This window comes from Providencia sp. PROV188 (assembly GCF_027595165.1).
Classification (GTDB): Bacteria; Pseudomonadota; Gammaproteobacteria; order Enterobacterales; family Enterobacteriaceae; genus Providencia; species Providencia lanzhouensis.
In genome coordinates, this window is the sequence record NZ_CP097291.1 from 601,764 (window position 1) to 620,399 (window position 18,636).

Annotated in this window: 18 protein-coding genes; 15 read left to right on the forward strand and 3 right to left on the reverse strand. The window is 42.4% G+C overall.

What is annotated here, in order from left to right; translation table 11 throughout:
- Positions 1–99 precede the first annotated feature (99 nt).
- From M5X66_RS02640 to tatC, 8 genes are all read left to right on the forward strand, one after another.
- Positions 100–630 (forward strand): DedA family protein, encoded by a 531-nt coding sequence (locus tag M5X66_RS02640; protein ID WP_036954954.1) that lies wholly within the window; start codon positions 100–102, stop codon positions 628–630.
- Between the two features lie 105 nt (positions 631–735).
- On the forward strand, positions 736–2,091 hold the full coding sequence (rmuC, locus tag M5X66_RS02645) for a DNA recombination protein RmuC (protein ID WP_051422791.1): 1,356 nt from the start codon (positions 736–738) through the stop codon (positions 2,089–2,091).
- Between the two features lie 75 nt (positions 2,092–2,166).
- Positions 2,167–2,922 (forward strand): bifunctional demethylmenaquinone methyltransferase/2-methoxy-6-polyprenyl-1,4-benzoquinol methylase UbiE, encoded by a 756-nt coding sequence (ubiE, locus tag M5X66_RS02650; protein WP_036954951.1) that lies wholly within the window; start codon positions 2,167–2,169, stop codon positions 2,920–2,922.
- Between the two features lies 1 nt (position 2,923).
- Complete coding sequence (locus tag M5X66_RS02655) at positions 2,924–3,577, forward strand: ubiquinone biosynthesis accessory factor UbiJ (protein ID WP_036954948.1); 654 nt, start codon at positions 2,924–2,926, stop codon at positions 3,575–3,577.
- The gene (gene ubiB, locus M5X66_RS02660) at positions 3,564–5,198 is read left to right on the forward strand and encodes a ubiquinone biosynthesis regulatory protein kinase UbiB (RefSeq protein ID WP_036954945.1); all 1,635 of its coding nucleotides are present in this window, start codon (positions 3,564–3,566) and stop codon (positions 5,196–5,198) included. Before M5X66_RS02655 ends, ubiB begins: the two co-directional genes overlap by 14 nt.
- Before the next feature lie 113 nt (positions 5,199–5,311).
- Positions 5,312–5,599 carry a twin-arginine translocase TatA/TatE family subunit gene (gene tatA, locus M5X66_RS02665; protein ID WP_036954943.1) on the forward strand — a complete coding sequence of 96 codons (288 nt, stop codon included), beginning with the start codon at positions 5,312–5,314 and terminating at the stop codon, positions 5,597–5,599.
- 3 nt (positions 5,600–5,602) lie between these two features.
- On the forward strand, positions 5,603–6,139 hold the full coding sequence (gene tatB / locus M5X66_RS02670; RefSeq protein WP_270103856.1) for a Sec-independent protein translocase protein TatB: 537 nt from the start codon (positions 5,603–5,605) through the stop codon (positions 6,137–6,139).
- 3 nt (positions 6,140–6,142) lie between these two features.
- Positions 6,143–6,901 (forward strand): Sec-independent protein translocase subunit TatC, encoded by a 759-nt coding sequence (gene tatC, locus M5X66_RS02675; protein WP_154609723.1) that lies wholly within the window; start codon positions 6,143–6,145, stop codon positions 6,899–6,901.
- A 90-nt stretch (positions 6,902–6,991) separates the two neighbouring features.
- Here the strand turns inward: tatC and rfaH are convergent, their stop codons facing one another.
- The gene (gene rfaH / locus M5X66_RS02680) at positions 6,992–7,486 is read right to left on the reverse strand and encodes a transcription/translation regulatory transformer protein RfaH (protein ID WP_036954935.1); all 495 of its coding nucleotides are present in this window, start codon (positions 7,484–7,486) and stop codon (positions 6,992–6,994) included.
- Positions 7,487–7,660: 174 nt separating this feature from the next.
- On the opposite strand from rfaH, the gene pepE reads away from it, so the two are divergent.
- From pepE to fre, 3 genes are all read left to right on the forward strand, one after another.
- Complete coding sequence (gene pepE, locus M5X66_RS02685; RefSeq protein ID WP_036954932.1) at positions 7,661–8,386, forward strand: dipeptidase PepE; 726 nt, start codon at positions 7,661–7,663, stop codon at positions 8,384–8,386.
- 111 nt (positions 8,387–8,497) lie between these two features.
- The gene (gene ubiD, locus M5X66_RS02690) at positions 8,498–9,970 is read left to right on the forward strand and encodes a 4-hydroxy-3-polyprenylbenzoate decarboxylase (protein WP_006658346.1); all 1,473 of its coding nucleotides are present in this window, start codon (positions 8,498–8,500) and stop codon (positions 9,968–9,970) included.
- 10 nt (positions 9,971–9,980) lie between these two features.
- On the forward strand, positions 9,981–10,682 hold the full coding sequence (gene fre, locus M5X66_RS02695) for an NAD(P)H-flavin reductase (RefSeq protein WP_036954929.1): 702 nt from the start codon (positions 9,981–9,983) through the stop codon (positions 10,680–10,682).
- Between the two features lie 292 nt (positions 10,683–10,974).
- On the opposite strand, the gene fadA is transcribed toward fre, so the two are convergent.
- Together fadA and fadB are read right to left on the reverse strand one after the other, a co-directional pair.
- Positions 10,975–12,141: an acetyl-CoA C-acyltransferase FadA gene (gene fadA, locus M5X66_RS02700; protein ID WP_270103857.1), complete on the reverse strand. Its 1,167-nt coding sequence runs from the start codon at positions 12,139–12,141 to the stop codon at positions 10,975–10,977.
- A gap of 4 nt (positions 12,142–12,145) precedes the next feature.
- Positions 12,146–14,338: a fatty acid oxidation complex subunit alpha FadB gene (fadB, locus tag M5X66_RS02705; RefSeq protein WP_270103858.1), complete on the reverse strand. Its 2,193-nt coding sequence runs from the start codon at positions 14,336–14,338 to the stop codon at positions 12,146–12,148.
- 258 nt (positions 14,339–14,596) lie between these two features.
- On the opposite strand from fadB, the gene pepQ reads away from it, so the two are divergent.
- The 4 genes from pepQ to hemG are packed head-to-tail and all read left to right on the forward strand — an operon-like array spanning position 14,597 to position 18,597.
- The gene (gene pepQ / locus M5X66_RS02710; protein ID WP_154634633.1) at positions 14,597–15,931 is read left to right on the forward strand and encodes a Xaa-Pro dipeptidase; all 1,335 of its coding nucleotides are present in this window, start codon (positions 14,597–14,599) and stop codon (positions 15,929–15,931) included.
- A complete protein-coding gene (locus M5X66_RS02715) occupies positions 15,931–16,557 on the forward strand; it encodes an IMPACT family protein (protein WP_036954919.1) in 627 nt (208 codons plus the stop codon). Before pepQ ends, M5X66_RS02715 begins: the two co-directional genes overlap by 1 nt.
- Positions 16,558–16,572: 15 nt before the next feature.
- A complete protein-coding gene (gene trkH / locus M5X66_RS02720; protein ID WP_036954916.1) occupies positions 16,573–18,024 on the forward strand; it encodes a Trk system potassium transporter TrkH in 1,452 nt (483 codons plus the stop codon).
- 48 nt (positions 18,025–18,072) lie between these two features.
- Entirely contained in the window at positions 18,073–18,597 is a 525-nt protein-coding gene (hemG, locus tag M5X66_RS02725) for a menaquinone-dependent protoporphyrinogen IX dehydrogenase (RefSeq protein WP_036954913.1), read from the forward strand.
- Positions 18,598–18,636: the final 39 nt, after the last annotated feature.

Here is an 18,636-nt window from a genome sequence, read left to right on the forward strand (position 1 = left end):
ATTTACTTCCAAGAACTATAATATGTTTACTTAGCTGAATAATAGTTACTTAGTCGACTTATAGTTAACAAATCAATCTTAAACTGTAGGAATTCGCCCTTGAGTATTAATGAAATTGTCACGGTCATTACAGAATTTACTCGCGCTCATGAAGTGTGGGCGATCCCTATTGTTTTCATTCTTGCGTTTGGTGAATCCCTCGCGTTTTTATCGTTATTACTCCCTGCGACCGTTATTTTACTTGGTCTGGGCGCATTGATTGGTGAAAGTGAAATTGCCTTTTTCCCGATTTGGTTAGCCGCTGCATTAGGTGCATTTTTTGGGGATTGGGTCTCTTATTGGTTTGGTTTTCACTATAAAGAAAAAGTTCGTGAAATGTGGCCAATTTCCCGCAATCCTGAAATGATCGACAAAGGACATCGATTCTTTGAGAAGTGGGGCGTTTGGGGAATATTCTTCGGTCGATTCTTTGGACCATTACGCGCGGTGGTACCGCTTGTTGCAGGGATTTGTGAAATGCGGCAACGACATTTCCAAGTCGCTAACTTAGCCTCTGCGATGATTTGGGCATTTGGTATTTTAGCCCCCGGTGCGCTTGGTTTACGTTGGTTTGCGAGCTGGATGGGATAAGCTGCGAAGCCGCTCGCAAAAAGTAGCCGTTGGGAGATTTACCTCTGGACACTTATACAGTATCCCATTACCTTACTCTAGATTTTAAAAAGTAAGGATTGATTCGTGGATACCTCTCTTTTATATGCAATTATTGGCGCCTTAAGTGGCATTTTGGTCGGCGGTTTAGCGGTCTGGTTTTCTATTGTCCAAAAAATAGCGGGAAAAGAACGAGAGCTACAAGAGGTATACCGCCAATTGGCGGCGAGTGATGAAAAAAATGTGCATTTAGCGCTGTGGAAAGAGGAATGTGACAGGCTCGATCAGGAGCTACGTACACAGCGAGATATTAACCGCGAACAAGAAGCAGAGCTGCGGGAAGTGATGACCCGCTTTGAACAGACGCAACTTGCCAATGAAGAAAAACAACGGATTTTACAAAATAGCGAGCAGCGCCTTACGGCTCAGTTCGAAAATCTAGCTAATCGTATTTTTGAGCAGAACGAACGTCGAGCATCCGAACAACATCAGAAAAATTTAATGGCTATGCTGTCACCGTTTCGTGAGCAACTTGAAGGGTTTCGCCAACAGGTGCAGCAAAGCTATGGCGAAGAAGCCAAAGAGCGCCATACACTCACTTATGAAATCCGCCAATTACAGCAGTTAAATAATCAAATGACCAAAGAAGCGGTCAACTTAACTCGAGCCCTAAAAGGAGATAACAAAATCCAAGGGAACTGGGGGGAAACGATTTTAACGCGGATTTTAGAAGTTTCAGGGCTGCGAAAAGGCAGTGAATTTGAAACTCAGGTGAGTATCAACACCGGCTTCAATAGCCGATACCAACCCGATGTGATTATCCATCTTCCTGAAGGCAAGGATGTGGTGGTCGATGCGAAAATGTCGCTGGTGGCTTATGAACACTATTTTAATAGTGATGACCCAGAACAGCAGCAGCAAGGCATAAAAGAGCATGTGGCTTCCATTCGTAACCATATGAAAATGCTCAGTCGCAAGGACTACCATCAATTACCGGGAGTTCGCTCTTTAGATTATGTGCTCATGTTTATTCCGATTGAGCCTGCGTATTTATTAGCATTAAAAGAAGCGCCTGAACTACTTGATGAAGGATTAAAACTGAATATCATGTTGGTTTGCCCATCCACCTTGCTGGTGGCAGTGCGTACCATTAATAATTTATGGCGCTATGAACGGCAAGAGCAAAATGCTCAAGAAATCGCAGATAGAGCCGCTAAAATGTACGATAAGCTGCGTTTATTTATTGATGATATGCAGGTATTGGGCTCGAGTTTAGAGAAAGCAAATCACACTTATTCTTCAGCAATGAAGCGCCTTGCTGAAGGCCGAGGTAATTTGCTTGCTCAAGCGGAAAGTTTTAAAGAGTTAGGTGTGGAAGTTAAGCAATCTATAGACCCTCAGCTAGCTGAGCGGGCTGACAAGTCTAATTGTGCGGAATCTTAGAGTTATAATAGGGTTTTCACTCAAAGGCTGGTACACTTCACAAAAAAGTTTGAACGATTAACAGGCATAATAGAAATGACCGAACCAACAAAAGAAACCATCGATTTTGGTTTCCGTACTGTAGAGAAAGAAGAAAAAGCTGGCCTAGTAGCAAATGTTTTTCACTCTGTAGCCTCTAAATATGACCTGATGAATGACTTAATGTCTTTTGGTATTCATCGTATCTGGAAACGTTTCACAATCGAAGCGAGTGGTGTGCGTCGTAATCAACGCGTACTTGACCTTGCTGGTGGAACTGGTGACCTCACTGCAAAATTCTCTCGCCTTGTGGGTGAAAAAGGTGAAGTGGTTCTCGCAGATATTAACGATTCAATGTTAAAAATGGGACGCGAGAAACTGCGCGATTTAGGCATTGTTGGTAATGTTAATTACGTACAAGCTAACGCAGAAGAGTTGCCATTCCCTGATAACTATTTTGACTGTATTACCATCTCTTTTGGTTTACGTAACGTCACCGATAAAGATAAAGCATTACGCTCCATGTTCCGTGTATTGAAGCCGGGTGGACGCCTGTTAGTGCTTGAGTTCTCTAAACCAATTCTTGAACCACTGAACAAAGCTTACGATGCTTACTCATTCCATATTTTACCGCGTATCGGTCAAGTTATTGTGAATGATCCTGAAAGCTATCGTTACCTTGCTGAATCTATCCGTATGCACCCAAATCAAGAAACCTTGAAAGGGATGATGGAAAACGCAGGTTTTGAGCAAGTCTCTTATGACAATATGACCGGTGGTATTGTTGCATTACATAAAGGGTTTAAATTCTAAGATGGAAGCACCATCAGCGCATATTGAAAATCCTAATACTGTTTTATATTCCTTGATGACGGCATTAATGGAAACCTCCTTGAACCATATGTTGTTCAAGGAAAAAGTCCTGCAACCTGCAAGAATGCGTTTAGCAGGTAAAGTGATGGGGATTGAGCTTAAAGAGCTGAATAAAACTCTGACACTTATTTTTGCTGAAAATCATGTAGATGTATTAAGTGAATGGCAGGAACCTGCAGATTGCACTATCAAAACGTCACTGTTTACGTTGATTAAGTTGAAAGATAAGCAGCAGCTTTCACAACTTATCAATAATGGCGACATTGTGATTGAAGGCGATATGCAAATTGTTCAACACTGGTCTTCATTACTGGATTTAGCTATCTGGAACCCAGCTCATTATTTATCGCCTTATATTGGTGATATTGCGGCAGAAGGCATCAGTAAAGTGTTGGGTAAAGGAGCTTGCCTCGCTTCTCGATTAGTTAGTCGTCAAAAAACATACGTTAAAGACATTATTCTGGAAGAGTGGAAAATGGCACCAAGTCAGCTGGAATTAGTGCACTTTAGCGATGAAGTTGAGCAGGTTTCAAATTCAATGAGTCAGTTAGAACAACGACTCAATCAGTTGGAGGAGAAGAATGACTCCCGGTGAAATAAAACGTCTTTACTTCATTATTCGGGTATTTCTCTCTTATGGACTAGATGAGCTGATCCCTAAAATTAAGCTGACATTGCCTTTAAGAATCGGGCGGTTAGGTTTTTTCTGGATCAAAAATAAACACAAAGATAAAGATCTTGGTGAACGGTTACGTTTAGCATTGCAAGAATTAGGACCGGTTTGGATAAAATTTGGTCAAATGCTTTCGACCCGCCGAGATTTATTCCCTCCTGCAATTGCTGATCAATTGTCATTGTTACAAGACAAAGTGGCGAGTTTCGATGGTAAATTAGCCCGTCGTTATATTGAAGAGTCACTCGGTGGTCCATTAGAGCAGTGGTTTGATAACTTTGATGAGCAGGCTCTTGCCTCTGCATCGATCGCCCAAGTTCATACTGCAACATTGAAAGAAAATGGCAAAGATGTTGTTTTGAAAGTTATTCGCCCTGATATTTTGCCTGTCATCAAAGCGGACATTAAGCTGATGTACCGTATTGCCAATTGGGTTCCTCTTCTTCCTGATGGACGACGTTTACGTCCTAAAGAAGTTGTGCGCGAGTACGAGAAAACCTTGATTGATGAGCTAAATCTTCTTCGCGAATCTGCTAACGCTATCCAGTTACGACGCAACTTTGAAAACAGCTCTATGCTGTATATCCCAGAAGTTTACCCTGATTATTGCCGTGAAAACGTGATGGTCATGGAGCGTATCTACGGTATTCCTGTTTCGGATATTGAGGCATTAGAAGCGCAAGGTACGAACATGAAATTGCTGGCAGAGCGGGGCGTAAAAGTCTTCTTTACTCAAGTATTTCGTGACAGTTTCTTCCACGCAGATATGCACCCGGGCAACATTTTTGTTAGTTACGATCATCCAGAAGATCCGCTCTACATTGGTATTGATTGTGGGATCGTGGGTTCGCTTAACAAAGAAGATAAGCGCTATTTAGCTGAAAACTTTATTGCCTTCTTTAATCGTGACTATCGTAAAGTCGCTGAATTGCATGTGGATTCTGGTTGGGTTCCGCCAGATACTAATGTTGAAGATTTTGAGTTTGCTATTCGCACCGTTTGTGAGCCTATCTTTGAAAAGCCATTAGCTGAGATTTCATTTGGGCATGTGTTATTGAATCTGTTCAATACCGCTCGTCGATTTAATATGGAAGTTCAGCCGCAATTGGTGTTATTGCAGAAAACCTTATTGTACGTTGAAGGTCTTGGTCGTCAGTTATACCCGCAGTTGGATTTATGGAAAACAGCAAAACCATTCTTAGAGGATTGGATCCATAGCCAAGTGGGTATTCCGGCTATTACCAAAGCGTTAAAGGAAAAAGCGCCATATTGGGCAGAGAAAATGCCAGAAATCCCTGATTTGATCTATGGGGCATTAAAGCAGCACCGTTTCTTGCAGTCCAATATTGAACAGCTTACACAAGAGTTAAAGCACCAACGCACTAAACAACGTAAATCACAGTACCTATTAGGAATTGGGGCGACCTTTATTCTTTGTGGTAGCTTATTCTTTATTTCTGACTTAACCCGAATTGCAGCAGCATTTATGGCTGTAGGTGCATTGTCGTGGCTTGTAGGTTGGTGTAAAGGAGAGGATAATTAAGTAGACTTTGTTTTGCGACAAGTTTATAAGGCTGTGATCATTTCCGTATTTAGCGTTGGTTGTATATAATAGAGTTAGTTACAATTGATCCCAAAACTATAGAGGTATTAACAATGGAATCAACTTTTGCAATGGCTGCTTTCGGTAGTCCTTGGCAATTAATTATCATTGCTTTGCTTATCATTTTAATTTTCGGCACCAAGAAATTACGTTCTTTAGGTTCTGATCTGGGCGAATCACTTAAGGGCTTCAAAAAAGCAATGAGCGATGATGAAGCTGCAAAAGCGAAAGCAGAGCAAGAGAAGCAAGATGCTGATTTTGCACCGAAAAACATCACTGAACAACAGGCTCCTGAGAAAAAAGACAGCCCAGTTGAGAGCAAAAATAAAGAGCAGGGATAAACCGTGTTTGACATAGGTTTTAGTGAACTACTGCTAGTTGCGATCATCGGTCTTGTGGTATTAGGCCCCCAACGTCTACCAGTGGCAGTGAGAACTGTTGCTGGTTGGATTCGTGCTATGCGCTCTATGGCTGCTAATGTCCAGAATGAGCTATCACAAGAACTGAAATTGCAAGAACTGCAAGAGACTCTTAAAAAAGTTGAAGAGAAGGCGGGTTTGGAAACTCTTTCTCCGGAACTTAAAAAGTCGATGGATGACCTGCGTCATGCTGCTTTGTCTTTACAAAGCGGTTATCAGGCAACAACCAATGATGTCCAATCTGAGTTGAACAAAGCAAAAGAGATCACAGAAAACTACGATGCTGCGGTAAAGGAATCCCATGCTAGTTCTTCGCAAACTCAAGAGTCAGATCCTGATCCTGAGTATGCTGCTAAGATGGCTGGCGTTGTTGAAGAAAAACCTGCTTCAGCAACACCAACAGACTCTAAGCCACTCGATGCTAAAGTAACAAACTCCAATCAAACAGAAAGTGAAAAATAACACATGGCTGTCAATGATGCTCAACCACTTATTAGCCACCTGATTGAACTAAGAAAGCGGCTACTAAACTGTTTGATTACGGTATTAATCGTCTTTGCGGCGCTCGCTTATTTTTCAAATGATATTTATCGCCTTGTTGCTGCGCCTTTGATTGATAAGCTGCCTGTTGGTTCTCAAATGAGTGCGACAGACGTAGCATCGACGTTTTTTACTCCGATTAAACTAACCATGATGGTATCTGTATTTGTTTCGATACCCGTCATTTTGTACCAGGTCTGGGCATTTATCGCGCCTGCGCTGTATAAGCATGAACGTCGATTAATGCTGCCGTTACTGGTATCAAGTAGCTTCCTATTTTATTTAGGAATGGCTTTTGCTTACTTTGTGGTATTCCCGTTAGCTTTTGGTTTTTTTGTAAAAACAACACCAGAAAGTGTTAACTTTATACCTGATATCAGCAAATACCTCAGTTTTGTCATGACATTGTTCATGGCATTCGGGGCTGCGTTTGAAGTACCAATTGCGATTATTTTACTATGCTGGACTGGCGTAACGACTCCAGAATCACTTAGACGTAAACGTCCATATATCTTAGTGGGTGCGTTTATTGTCGGGATGTTCCTGACTCCGCCAGATGTTTTATCACAAACTCTACTTGCAGTACCGATGTATTTGCTGTTTGAGCTTGGGGTATTACTGTCTAATTTCTATGTTGGCAAAGGTCGACGTAGAGGTGATGACGAAGAAGAGCCTGAAGAATAATCACGGTGACAACGTTATTGTGAAATAAAAAGCCCATTCAATCGATGGGCTTTTTTTATGCCAGTTTGAAGCAAACATATCGTGAAAAACTTATTCAGACTCTTTTCTAAATTGCGTATTATCAATGACTTTTGCGACAGTGGTATTTAAGATGTTAAGCAAGAGGATTGAGCGCGACTCACCATTTGGTTCATTGAAGATGGCCTTAACGCCGGCAAAAATACCTTCAGTAATGACAACACTATCTCCCTGAGAGGGGAGATCCGGTGATTGAGTATGGCTGACGGGCGTTTGTTGTATGAGTTCAATTATCTCTTCAGGAACTTCAGCCGGTAATGCGCCAAAGCGAATAAAGTGGCTGACACCGCGTGTAGATTGGATGGTGGTTGTATGAATTTGCTCATGGTCGAATTTCACAAACAGGTAATTGGGGAATAACGCTTCAGTAATAACTGTGCGCTTGCCTCGAACGACTTTCTCCATTTCAGTCATTGGAGTCATACAAGTCACATGCTGTCGAGTTAAGTGCTCAACCGCTCTATCCAGTTGCCCTCGTTTGCAATACAGCAAATACCATTTTTCCATTTTTTGATCCCATCCAACAAATTTATGCTCATGATAACAAATTAAGGCATAAGAATGTGACTAATGATGAGTTGCACAATATTATTCATCTACACAAGTATAGATTAATTCGATAGTTACGAAATTAGATACACAATAAACATAGCAGTTAATACACTTTTTGTAGGAGACACCATGGATATCTTTTTACTGAGTAATGGCAAACTTTCCGGCAACCCTGTATGGCTAAGTTACGCATTACCAAGAATTAGCGAAATGATTGAACGTAAACAGATTAAGTCAGCAGTATTAGTGCCTTATGCTGTTTTACGTGGTTCTCACGATGAGCGTGCAGAGCAGTTAAGCGATGCTTTAGGCATTAAGGTAACTTCGATTGAACATTTTGAAAGCCCAGTCGAAGCCATCGAACAAGCAGAATGTATTCTTGTGAGTGGCGGTAATACATGGTGGTTAAACAAATGCTTGCATGAGAATGGCTTAATTGTTGCTATCCAACGTGCAGTACGTGAACGCGGTGTACCTTACATTGGTTGGAGTGCGGGTTGTAACGTGGCGACCCCAAGTATTCGTACAACGAATGATATGCCTGTGAGCAATGCGGTTATCATGCCGTCTTTAGGGCTGTTTCCAATGCAAATTAACCCACATTATATCGATGCGCATATTTCTGGGCATATGGGTGAAACACGAGATGAGCGCTTACAAGAATTCTGTGTTATTAACCCTCATGAAGTTGTTGTCGCGTTACGCGAAGGTAGCGGATTACAGATCAAAGGAAATGAATTAAGCTACTTCAGTGGTAAAAATGAAGGTTTCAAGCTGTTTCAGCACAACAAAACATTCCCTGAGCAATTTGATACCGTATCATTAAAGGATTATGTTCCGTTTGATTGCAAGTAAAGTGATATACTTAATCTGAAGATATTGATTATTAAGTATGTTTAACAGCAACTTGTAACCTTGGCTGGGAACCTTATAATGAGGTTCCCCCTGTAATAGTAAAAGAAGATAATGAAATACCGTGACCTTAGAGATTTCATCGCGCAGCTTGAAAAGCAAGGCGAACTAAAACGCATTACGATGGAAGTCGACCCTTATTTGGAAATGACTGAAATCGCAGATCGTACACTAAGAGCAGGGGGACCAGCCTTACTATTCGAAAACCCTAAAGGCTATAATATGCCCGTTCTGTGTAACTTGTTTGGTACAACCAAGCGCGTTGCTATGGGAATGGGGCAAGAAGATATTAAAGCCTTACATGATGTGGGTAAGTTGCTCGCTTTCTTGAAAGAACCGGATCCTCCTAAGGGTTTTCGTGACTTAATGGACAAGTTGCCGAAATTCAAACAAGTGCTGAATATGCCAGCTAAACGCTTAAGCTCAGCGCCTTGTCAGGAAGAAATTTGGGCAGGTGATGATGTTGATCTGACTAAGATCCCCGTTATGCATTGCTGGCCGGAAGATGCTGCGCCACTGATTACTTGGGGTTTAACGGTCACTAAAGGTCCCCATAAAGAACGCCAAAATTTAGGTATCTATCGCCAGCAAGTCCTTGGCAAAAATAAAGTTATTATGCGTTGGTTATCTCATCGTGGTGGTGCGCTGGATTTCCAGGAGTGGTGTCAGGCACATCCAGGTGAACGATTCCCAGTCGCTGTGGCGCTAGGTGCTGACCCCGCAACGATTTTAGGCGCAGTGACACCAGTTCCTGATACGCTATCTGAATATGCTTTTGCTGGGTTACTCCGAGGCAATAAAACGGAAGTCGTAAAGTGTATTTCTAACGACTTAGAGGTTCCTGCAGGGGCGGAAATTATCCTTGAAGGATATATTGAACCGGGCGAAATGGCACCAGAAGGCCCTTACGGTGACCACACTGGTTATTATAACGAGATTGATGACTTCCCAGTATTTACTGTGACTCATGTGACTCAACGTCGCGATGCGATTTATCACTCTACCTATACAGGCCGTCCACCAGATGAACCTGCAGTATTAGGGGAAGCGCTGAACGAAGTTTTAGTGCCTATTTTGCAAAAGCAGTTCCCTGAAATTGTGGATTTCTATTTGCCACCAGAAGGTTGTTCCTATCGTCTGGCGGTTGTTACCATGAAAAAACAGTATGCAGGACACGCAAAAAGAGTAATGATGGGCGTCTGGTCTTACCTGCGCCAATTTATGTATACGAAGTTCGTGATTGTTTGTGATGATGATATCAATGCTCGTGATTGGAAAGATGTTATTTGGGCCATCACAACACGTATGGATCCTGCTCGTGATACTGTCATGATGGAAAACACGCCGATTGATTATCTCGATTTTGCATCACCGATTTCTGGGCTTGGTTCCAAAATGGGAATGGATGCGACCAATAAATGGCCGGGAGAAACCAACCGTGAATGGGGACGCCCTATTGTCATGACGCAGAGTGTCAAATCCCGCGTAGATGATATCTGGGAACAGTTAAATATTATTGAAAAGTAAGAGGAAAATCATGGCAACTTTGAGCTGTAAAGTCACATCTGTTGAATCTATCACGGATACAGTTTATCGGGTTATTTTGTTGCCAGACGGACCTTTTCATTTTAAAGCGGGTCAATATCTTATGGTCGTTATGGATGAAAGAGACAAACGACCATTCTCTATGGCCTCTACTCCCGAAAATAATCAATCTATCGAACTGCATATTGGCGCGTCGGAATTTAATTTATACGCTATGGCGGTGATGGATCGCATTTTAGAACAGCAACGTATTGATATTGATATTCCTCACGGTAAAGCGTGGTTCCGCGAAAATAGCCAAAACCCGATGATCTTGATCGCAGGCGGTACCGGCTTCTCTTATACCCATTCTATTCTATTGGCTGCTTTGGCTGAAAACCCTCAACGGGATATTACTTTCTATTGGGGCGGTCGCCAGTTAGAGCATTTGTATGACCTCGGTGAATTGCAGGCTATTAGTGAGCGTTATCCTAATCTGAAAGTGGTCCCTGTTGTCGAGCAACCGGATGAAAATTGGCGTGGAAGAACAGGAACTGTTTTGAGTACCGTGCTAGAAGATTTCGGTGACTTATCTGGGCATGATATTTATATTGCGGGTCGTTTTGAGATGGCGAAGATTGCGCGGGATAGGTTTTGTAATGAGAGGGGGGCAAAGTCCACCCAGTTGTTCGGCGATGCCTTCGACTTTTTGTGATTTGAGTATCCCCGTCATATTTCAAGCCACAGGGGTGTTAGCTTCATAAAGCTACCCTATCACATACTCCAGTATGCTCAAGGGATAGCTTTACTTGCCGCCTACCTGTGACCTGAACTATTTAGGGGATGAACTGAGTTGTATTCAATATTCTGGTTGATTGGTTGATTGGTTGATTGGTCGATTGGTTGATTGATTGATTGATTTCACTGAGCTGGTTCGTGGATAAAAAAATCCCGCCCCTGACTAGGCGGGAACATTGCAAGATACGACAATGTAACGGCAAAATGAATTAGACTCTTTCGATAATTGTGGCGATGCCTTGCCCAAATCCAATACACATTGTAGCTAAACCAAACTGCTTATCATGTTGTTCTAACTGATTAAGTAACGCAATTGTGATCCTTGCGCCAGAGCAACCGAGAGGGTGCCCTAAAGCGATTGCTCCACCACTTAAATTCACTTTCTGATCCACTTGGCTTTCTGAAATTTGCAGCCCTTTTAGGCAAGCAATAGACTGAGCCGCGAAAGCTTCATTAAGTTCAATAATATCAATATCATTCAACGTCAGCCCCGCACGCTTTAATGCTAATTCAGTGGCAGGAACTGGCCCAAAACCCATGATTGAAGGATCGCAACCAACCACGGCCATGGCGCGAATTTTTGCACGAGGTTTCAATCCATGCAGTTTGGCATAAGACTCACTGGCAAGTAGCATGGCTGAAGCACCATCGGACAGTGCTGACGAATTACCTGCGGTCACGGTACCACTGACAGGGTCGAAAGCGGGTCTTAATGCAGCAAGTCCTTCCAAATTGGCATCAAAACGGATGACTTCGTCATAGTTGATTGAAATAAGTTTGCCATCAGCGTCATGTCCTGAAATCGGAACGATTTCACGGCTAAATTTACCATTCTTAGTTGCCGCTGCCGCGCGTTGGTGAGATCTCAATGCAAAGGCATCTTGTTCTTCGCGACTGATTTTATACATTTTGGCGAGCATTTCGGCAGTTAAACCCATGGCTCCAGAGGCTTTTGCTACGCGTAATGTGAGCTTTGGATTGAAATCAATACCGTGAGTCATTGGAACATGACCCATATGCTCAACACCTCCAATCAAAACGGAATGTGCATCTCCAGTCATAATGAAACGGCTTGCGTCATGAATGGCTTGCATCGAAGAACCACATAGGCGATTGACCGTGACCGCAGGAACTGTATGAGGAATATCAGTCAATAAAGCGGCATTTTTTGCGATGTTAAAACCTTGCTCTAAGGTTTGCTGAACACATCCCCAAATAATGTCATCCAACTCTTTCTTTTTCGCATTGGGATTGCGTTCAAAAATTGCATTCATCAGGTGTGCAGAGAGGTCTTCTGCTCTTACATGACGAAATACACCGCCTTTGGAACGGCCCATTGGTGTGCGTATACCATCAATAATGAAGACATTTTCCATAGGATTAACCTCTCGCAACTTTTTTAACATCAATAGCCACAACCGGTGGCTGCGGATAGTATCTGGCGTTAGTGGCCGCTTTTTCTTTCAATCCATTTGGAACTTGATAAAGCGGGCTTAAATGGGAGTAGGACTCCGCAGTTTTGACATAAGACTGGCTACCGAGTGTATCAAGATAGCAGAAAACACCTCCGCGGAATGGCGGGAAACCAAGTCCATAAACTAGCGCAATATCGGCATCTGAAGGGCTGTGTATAATGCCTTCTTCAAGGCAGCGAACCACTTCGTTCACCATTGGCGCCATCATTCGAGCAATAATTTCATCTTTAGTAAATGAACGCTTACTTTGGCGAATCGAACTTAATAATTCATCGGTTTTTGGGTCATCAATTTTCTTTGGTTTTCCTTTTTTATCTTTTTCATATTGATAAAAGCCTTTGCCATTTTTCTGACCAAAACGTTGTTGTTCAAACATAATATCGATGGCGTTCTTACCGACTTTTTGCATTCTTTGCGGAAATCCTTGAGCCATGACTTGCTCTGCATGAAATGCGGTATCAATCCCGACAACATCAAGTAGATAAGCCGGCCCCATTGGCCAACCAAATTCTTTTTCCATGACTTTATCGATTTCTCTAAAATCGGCGCCATCTTGAAGTAATAAGTTAAACCCAGCGAAATAAGGGAAAAGAACGCGGTTAACGAAAAAGCCAGGGCAGTCATTTACAACAATAGGGGTTTTTCCCATTTTATTCGCATAAGCAACCACTTTAGCGATGGTGGCATCACTGGTTTTTTCACCTCGAATAATTTCGACCAAAGGCATGCGATGAACAGGATTGAAAAAATGCATACCACAGAAGTTTTCTGGGCGTCTAAGAGAGTTCGCTAGTTCAGTGATTGGAATAGTTGAAGTATTTGAAGCCAGTATAGTCTCTGATGTGATTAGTGATTCCACTTCGGATAACACGGCGGCTTTTATTTTAGGGTTTTCAACGACAGCTTCAACGATCACCTGAGAATTATCAATGCCAGCATAAGATAAAGACGGATGGATAGAGGCTAAGGTTGTTGCCATATTATCTGCAGTGATTTTTCCTCGTTCAAATTGACCATTAAGCAGCTTTCTAGCTTCATCAATACCTAAATCTAAGGATTTCTCATTGATATCCTTCATCAGAACGGGAACACCCTTGCTCGCAGATTGATAAGCAATACCTCCACCCATAATGCCTGCACCCAGTACAGCTGCGTGTGCCGGTGCAGTAGAGGAACCTGCGATTTTTTTACTGGTCGATTTAACCTGTTGATCATTCAGAAAAACGCTAACTAATGCACGAGCAACATCACTATGAGCCAGCGGGACGAAAGCAGCAGTTTCATGTTTCAGTGCCTCATTTCGAGTGCAGTTTGCAGCTTTCTCGATAGTATTGACTGCACTCATTGGTGCTGGATAGTGTTTTCCAGCAACTTGATAGACCATACCTTTAGCAACGTTAAAGCTCATTGCTTGCTCTAGTGCGCTAAGTTTTAGCGGCTCAAGTTTTGGCTGCCGTGCTTGACGCCAATTTAATACGCCAGAAATAGCTTGTTCGATGATGTGCAAGGCTGCCTGTGGTAATTTTTCAGTTTCGACAATCGCATCCACTAAACCGAGTTTCAATGCTTGAGATCCACTAACATCTTTACCCGCAGTGATAATTTCCAGAGCGCTATCAAGACCAATAAGTCGAGGCAAACGGACTGATCCGCCAAAGCCAGGCATAATTCCTAACTTTGTTTCAGGTAAGCCAATTCTGGCATCGGGTGACGCAATTCTAAAATCGGTAGCGAGTACACACTCACATCCACCGCCTAGGGCATAACCATTAATTGCGCTAATAGTTGGAACAGGGAGATCTTCAAGGCGATTAAATATACTATTCGCGTAACCAAGCCAGTCACTGAGGGTTTCTTTGGATGCTTCGAATAGAGATAAAAATTCTTTAATATCTGCGCCAACAATAAAAGCGGGTTTATCTGAGCGCAAAATAACGCCTTGTAAATCGCTTTGTTGTTCGAGTACTGCAACTGCTTCATCAAGTGAAGCGACGGTATGAGTATCCAATTTATTGATTGGTCCTGATGAGTTAAACACCAGTTCTGCAATACCTTTTTTCAACCATTGAATAGAGATTGTCTCACTTTGATAAAGCATGCTGTTCTCCTTTATGTGGCGGTCTTATCTGGTATGACCAGATGAAAATCAGTGTGACGATAATGTTAATTAAATGCAAATGATTAATAACAAAACTGGAAGGCGGCTCACAGGAATTAAGGTAAATAACACAAGGTGAAAATGATATTTCTATTAATAATCAATGTATTAAACTTATCTTGTCATTGAGTGCATACACGTTATTAGCAGAACGTGATAAGCTTGATTTTTCTAACTAATACTGAAAGGTTGAACGAAATGGAAAAACTGGCTGGACTCTACGCAGAACATATTAAAACGCTACAAAAAACGACTCAGCAAGTTTTGCAACGCAGTAAATTAGATGCCATCTTGATTCATTCAGGAGAGCCAATTCGCATTTTCCTCGATGATAGTGACTACCCATTTAAAGTGAATCCACATTTCAAAGCATGGGTTCCAGTGACGGACGTCCCGCATTCTTGGTTATTAGTCGATGGAGTGAATAAACCGAAGTTATGGTTTTACTCACCAGTTGATTATTGGCATAGCGTTGAACCTTTACCAACTAGCTTCTGGACGAAAGAAGTTGAGCTTATTCATCTGAAAAATGCGGATGAAATTAAAGGCTTTTTAGCGAATTTACCGAAAGAGCATCTAGCTTATATCGGCTCCTCTGCAAACAAAGCCGAATCTTTAGGTATTTCGACACACAATATCAACCCAAAACCTGTACTCGATTATTATCACTATCACCGTTCATATAAGACAGACTATGAGCTGTACTGCATGCGCGAAGCCCAAAAAATGGCGGTGAATGGTCACTTATCAGCTTTCGAAGCTTTTCAAGCTGGGGCAAGTGAGTTTGATATTAATATTAGCTATTTAGAAGCGACAGGGCATCGTGATACGAATGTGCCTTACGGTAACATTGTAGCTTTAAATGAAAATGCAGCCGTGCTTCACTACACTAAATTACAGCAAACGGTTCCGAGTGAATTACGTAGCTTCTTGATTGATGCTGGTGCTGAGTATAACGGTTATGCCGCTGATATTACTCGTACTTATGCCGCTAAGAACAAAAGCGAATTTGCAGAATTAGTTGCAGATTTGAATACAGAACAACTCGCTTTGATCGCTTCAATTAAAGCTGGCGTGCGTTATACCGATTACCATGTAGATATGCATCACCGTATTGCGAAATTACTTACTAAGCATGGAATTGTGAAAGGGATTAGCGAAGATGCTATGGTTGAAAATGGTTTAACAACACCATTTTTACCACACGGATTAGGTCATCCATTAGGTTTGCAAGTGCATGATGTAGCAGGTTTTATGCAGGATGAAGACGGTACCCATTTAGCAGCGCCGAAAATGTATCCATTCTTACGCTGTACTCGTATTTTGGAACCAAGAATGGTGTTAACTATCGAACCGGGTCTTTACTTTATTGAGTCCTTGCTTTCTGCCTGGCGTACAGGGGAGTTCAGTCAGCACTTTAATTGGGATAAAATCGAGCACTTCAAACCTTACGGTGGTATTCGAATTGAAGATAATATCGTTATCCATCATAACCATATTGAAAATATGACTCGAGATTTGCATTTACCGTAATGAAAGCGTACTCAATTCCGGCAGAAACGATCTCTTTTTCGGAAGAGATCAAAAAAAGCCGTTTTATTACTTATATCGCTCATACCGAGGGTATTGACGCTGCGAAAGATTATATTCAATCGATTAAAGCGCAATACCCCGATGCCCGGCACCATTGCTGGGCATTTGTTGCGGGGCGACCTGATGATTCCCAGCAATTAGGTTTTTCCGATGATGGAGAGCCTACGGGAACGGCAGGTAAACCCATTATGGCGCAGCTATTAGGTAGCAACTTAGGTGAGATCACTTGCGTTGTTGTGCGTTATTTTGGTGGAATAAAGCTAGGTACGGGTGGGTTAGTCCGTGCTTATGGCAGTGGGGTTCAGCAGGCGCTGAAGTTGCTCCCAACACAAACTAAAGTCCCTCAAAAAATCTTCAATGTGGTATGTGATTACTCACTTATCAATGGAGTTGAGCAATTATTAGCTCAGGTAAATGGTACTATATTGCTCAGTGATTATAATGAGTCTGTATCTTTGCAAATTTCTATTCCTGCTACTTGTGAGCAGGAGGTCAATGATAAATTACGTGATATCAGTCGTGGGGAAGTTACTCTCTTAGAACCGTCACAAGAGCAAACAGCATAGCAAGGAACCGGCCGAATGCATTTTCGCGCAATAACTCGTATTGTCGGGTTACTCGTCATTATCTTCTCTTTTACTATGGTCATACCTGGTATTGTCGCACTGATATATCGCGATGGTGCGGGACGAGCATTCAGTCAAACTTTTATAACGGCGTTGCTGATTGGGCTTTTTTTATGGCTGCCTACGCGAAATAGTCGACATGAATTAAAAGCAAAAGAAGGTTTTTTAATTGTTGTTCTGTTTTGGACGGTGCTAGGGAGTGTCGGGGCACTGCCGTTTATCTTCTCTGAAAAACCCAATTTATCTGTTACAGATGCCTTCTTTGAGTCCTTTTCTGGGCTAACAACCACTGGTGCAACAACTCTGACGGGATTAGACTCTCTTCCGAAAGCGATCTTATTCTATCGGCAGATGCTGCAATGGCTTGGAGGGATGGGGATCATTGTACTCGCCGTCGCGATTTTGCCTCTCTTAGGTGTCGGGGGGATGCAGCTCTATCGTGCAGAGATGCCGGGGCCATTAAAAGATAACAAAATGCGTCCGCGAATTGCGGAAACGGCAAAAACCCTTTGGCTTATTTATGTGTTGCTAACTATCGCGTGTGCGATTGCATTATGGATCGCCGGTATGGATGTGTTCGATGCGATATCACACAGTTTTTCAACCATCGCGATCGGTGGGTTTTCTACTCATGATGCCAGCATAGGCTACTTTAATAGTCCTTCCATTAATACCATTATTGGCGTGTTTCTAATTATCTCGGGTTGTAACTTTGGCTTGCACTTTGCGGTTTTAACGGGAAGAAGCCTCGGAATTTATTGGCGCGACCCTGAATTTAGAATGTTCATCAGTTTCCAGTTTGTTCTAGTCGTGATCTGTACCGCGGTGCTGATGTATCACTCCGTATATGCTGGCTTTGGGCAAACGTTGGATCAAGCCTTTTTCCAAGTGGTCTCGATGGCGACTACTGCGGGTTTCACCACTGACAGTTTTTCTGGCTGGCCGCTGTTCTTGCCAATGCTTCTACTATGTGCGGCGTTTGTCGGTGGTTGTGCAGGGTCAACGGGTGGGGGATTAAAAGTGATTCGTATCCTTTTACTGTTCCTGCAAGGTTCCCGAGAGTTAAAACGATTAGTGCATCCTAATGCGGTCTATACCATTAAATTAGGACAACGGGCGCTGCCAGAAAGGATCATTGAAGCTGTCTGGGGATTCTTCTCTGCTTATGCTTTAGTTTTCGTGGTTAGCTTGCTGCTTTTAATCGCCACTGGGGTGGATGAGTTTTCTGCATTCTCAGCGATTGCGACAACGTTGAATAACTTAGGCCCTGGCTTAGGTACTGTTGCTGATAACTTCACGACAATGAATCCTGCAGGTAAATGGATTTTAGTTGTCACGATGCTGTTTGGTCGTTTGGAAGTGTTTACTTTATTAGTATTACTGACCCCTACTTTCTGGCGTGAGTAATATAGCTGCGCCGCTAACGTATATAGATAGTAACGATTAGGAATAAAAATGAGTTATCTACTTTTGCACTCAAGCACCGATGGGCAAACCAAAAAAATCATACTTAAAATGGCAGATCAATTACGTCGCGCTGGGCGTGAGTGTGATATTCGTGATTTGAATTCAGATAAAAGCTTTAACTTATTTGCTTACGAAAAGGTGCTAGTGGGAGCTTCTATTCGTTATGGACATTTCAATAAGCAGTTAGTACGTTTTGCCACAACCCATCAGACTCAGCTTAATTCGATGAAAACGGGGTTCTTTGCCGTTAACCTTACAGCAAGAAAAGAAGGCAAGAATACCGTTGAGACGAATGCCTATACTCGTAAGTTCTTAGAGAAGTGCCCATGGCAGCCGACCGTGAAGTCTGTTTTTGCAGGCGCGCTGTTTTACCCTCGCTATAAATGGTTTGATAGAGTGATGATCCGGCTCATTATGAAAATGACAGACGGACCAACCGACCCAAATACAGAAATTGAATATACCAATTGGGATAATGTTGCGGCTTTCGCAACTGAATTTGATAATCTCTAGCTCGATATTTAAACGAATCGTGGCTGTTTTGCACGATTT

Bases quoted from the DNA above. Each gene is read 5' to 3' on its own strand.
- ubiB (WP_036954945.1), top strand. From the start codon at position 3,564: ATGACTCCCGGTGAAATAAAACGTCTTTACTTCATTATTCGGGTATTT.
- fre (WP_036954929.1), top strand. From the start codon at position 9,981: ATGGCAACTTTGAGCTGTAAAGTCACATCTGTTGAATCTATCACGGAT.
- trkH (WP_036954916.1), top strand. From the start codon at position 16,573: ATGCATTTTCGCGCAATAACTCGTATTGTCGGGTTACTCGTCATTATC.
- ubiD (WP_006658346.1), top strand. From the start codon at position 8,498: ATGAAATACCGTGACCTTAGAGATTTCATCGCGCAGCTTGAAAAGCAA.
- pepE (WP_036954932.1), top strand. From the start codon at position 7,661: ATGGATATCTTTTTACTGAGTAATGGCAAACTTTCCGGCAACCCTGTA.
- tatC (WP_154609723.1), top strand. From the start codon at position 6,143: ATGGCTGTCAATGATGCTCAACCACTTATTAGCCACCTGATTGAACTA.
- ubiE (WP_036954951.1), top strand. From the start codon at position 2,167: ATGACCGAACCAACAAAAGAAACCATCGATTTTGGTTTCCGTACTGTA.
- hemG (WP_036954913.1), top strand. From the start codon at position 18,073: ATGAGTTATCTACTTTTGCACTCAAGCACCGATGGGCAAACCAAAAAA.
- fadA (WP_270103857.1), bottom strand. From the start codon at position 12,141: ATGGAAAATGTCTTCATTATTGATGGTATACGCACACCAATGGGCCGT.
- rfaH (WP_036954935.1), bottom strand. From the start codon at position 7,486: ATGGAAAAATGGTATTTGCTGTATTGCAAACGAGGGCAACTGGATAGA.
- fadB (WP_270103858.1), bottom strand. From the start codon at position 14,338: ATGCTTTATCAAAGTGAGACAATCTCTATTCAATGGTTGAAAAAAGGT.
- pepQ (WP_154634633.1), top strand. From the start codon at position 14,597: ATGGAAAAACTGGCTGGACTCTACGCAGAACATATTAAAACGCTACAA.
- M5X66_RS02715 (WP_036954919.1), top strand. From the start codon at position 15,931: ATGAAAGCGTACTCAATTCCGGCAGAAACGATCTCTTTTTCGGAAGAG.
- M5X66_RS02655 (WP_036954948.1), top strand. From the start codon at position 2,924: ATGGAAGCACCATCAGCGCATATTGAAAATCCTAATACTGTTTTATAT.
- tatA (WP_036954943.1), top strand. From the start codon at position 5,312: ATGGAATCAACTTTTGCAATGGCTGCTTTCGGTAGTCCTTGGCAATTA.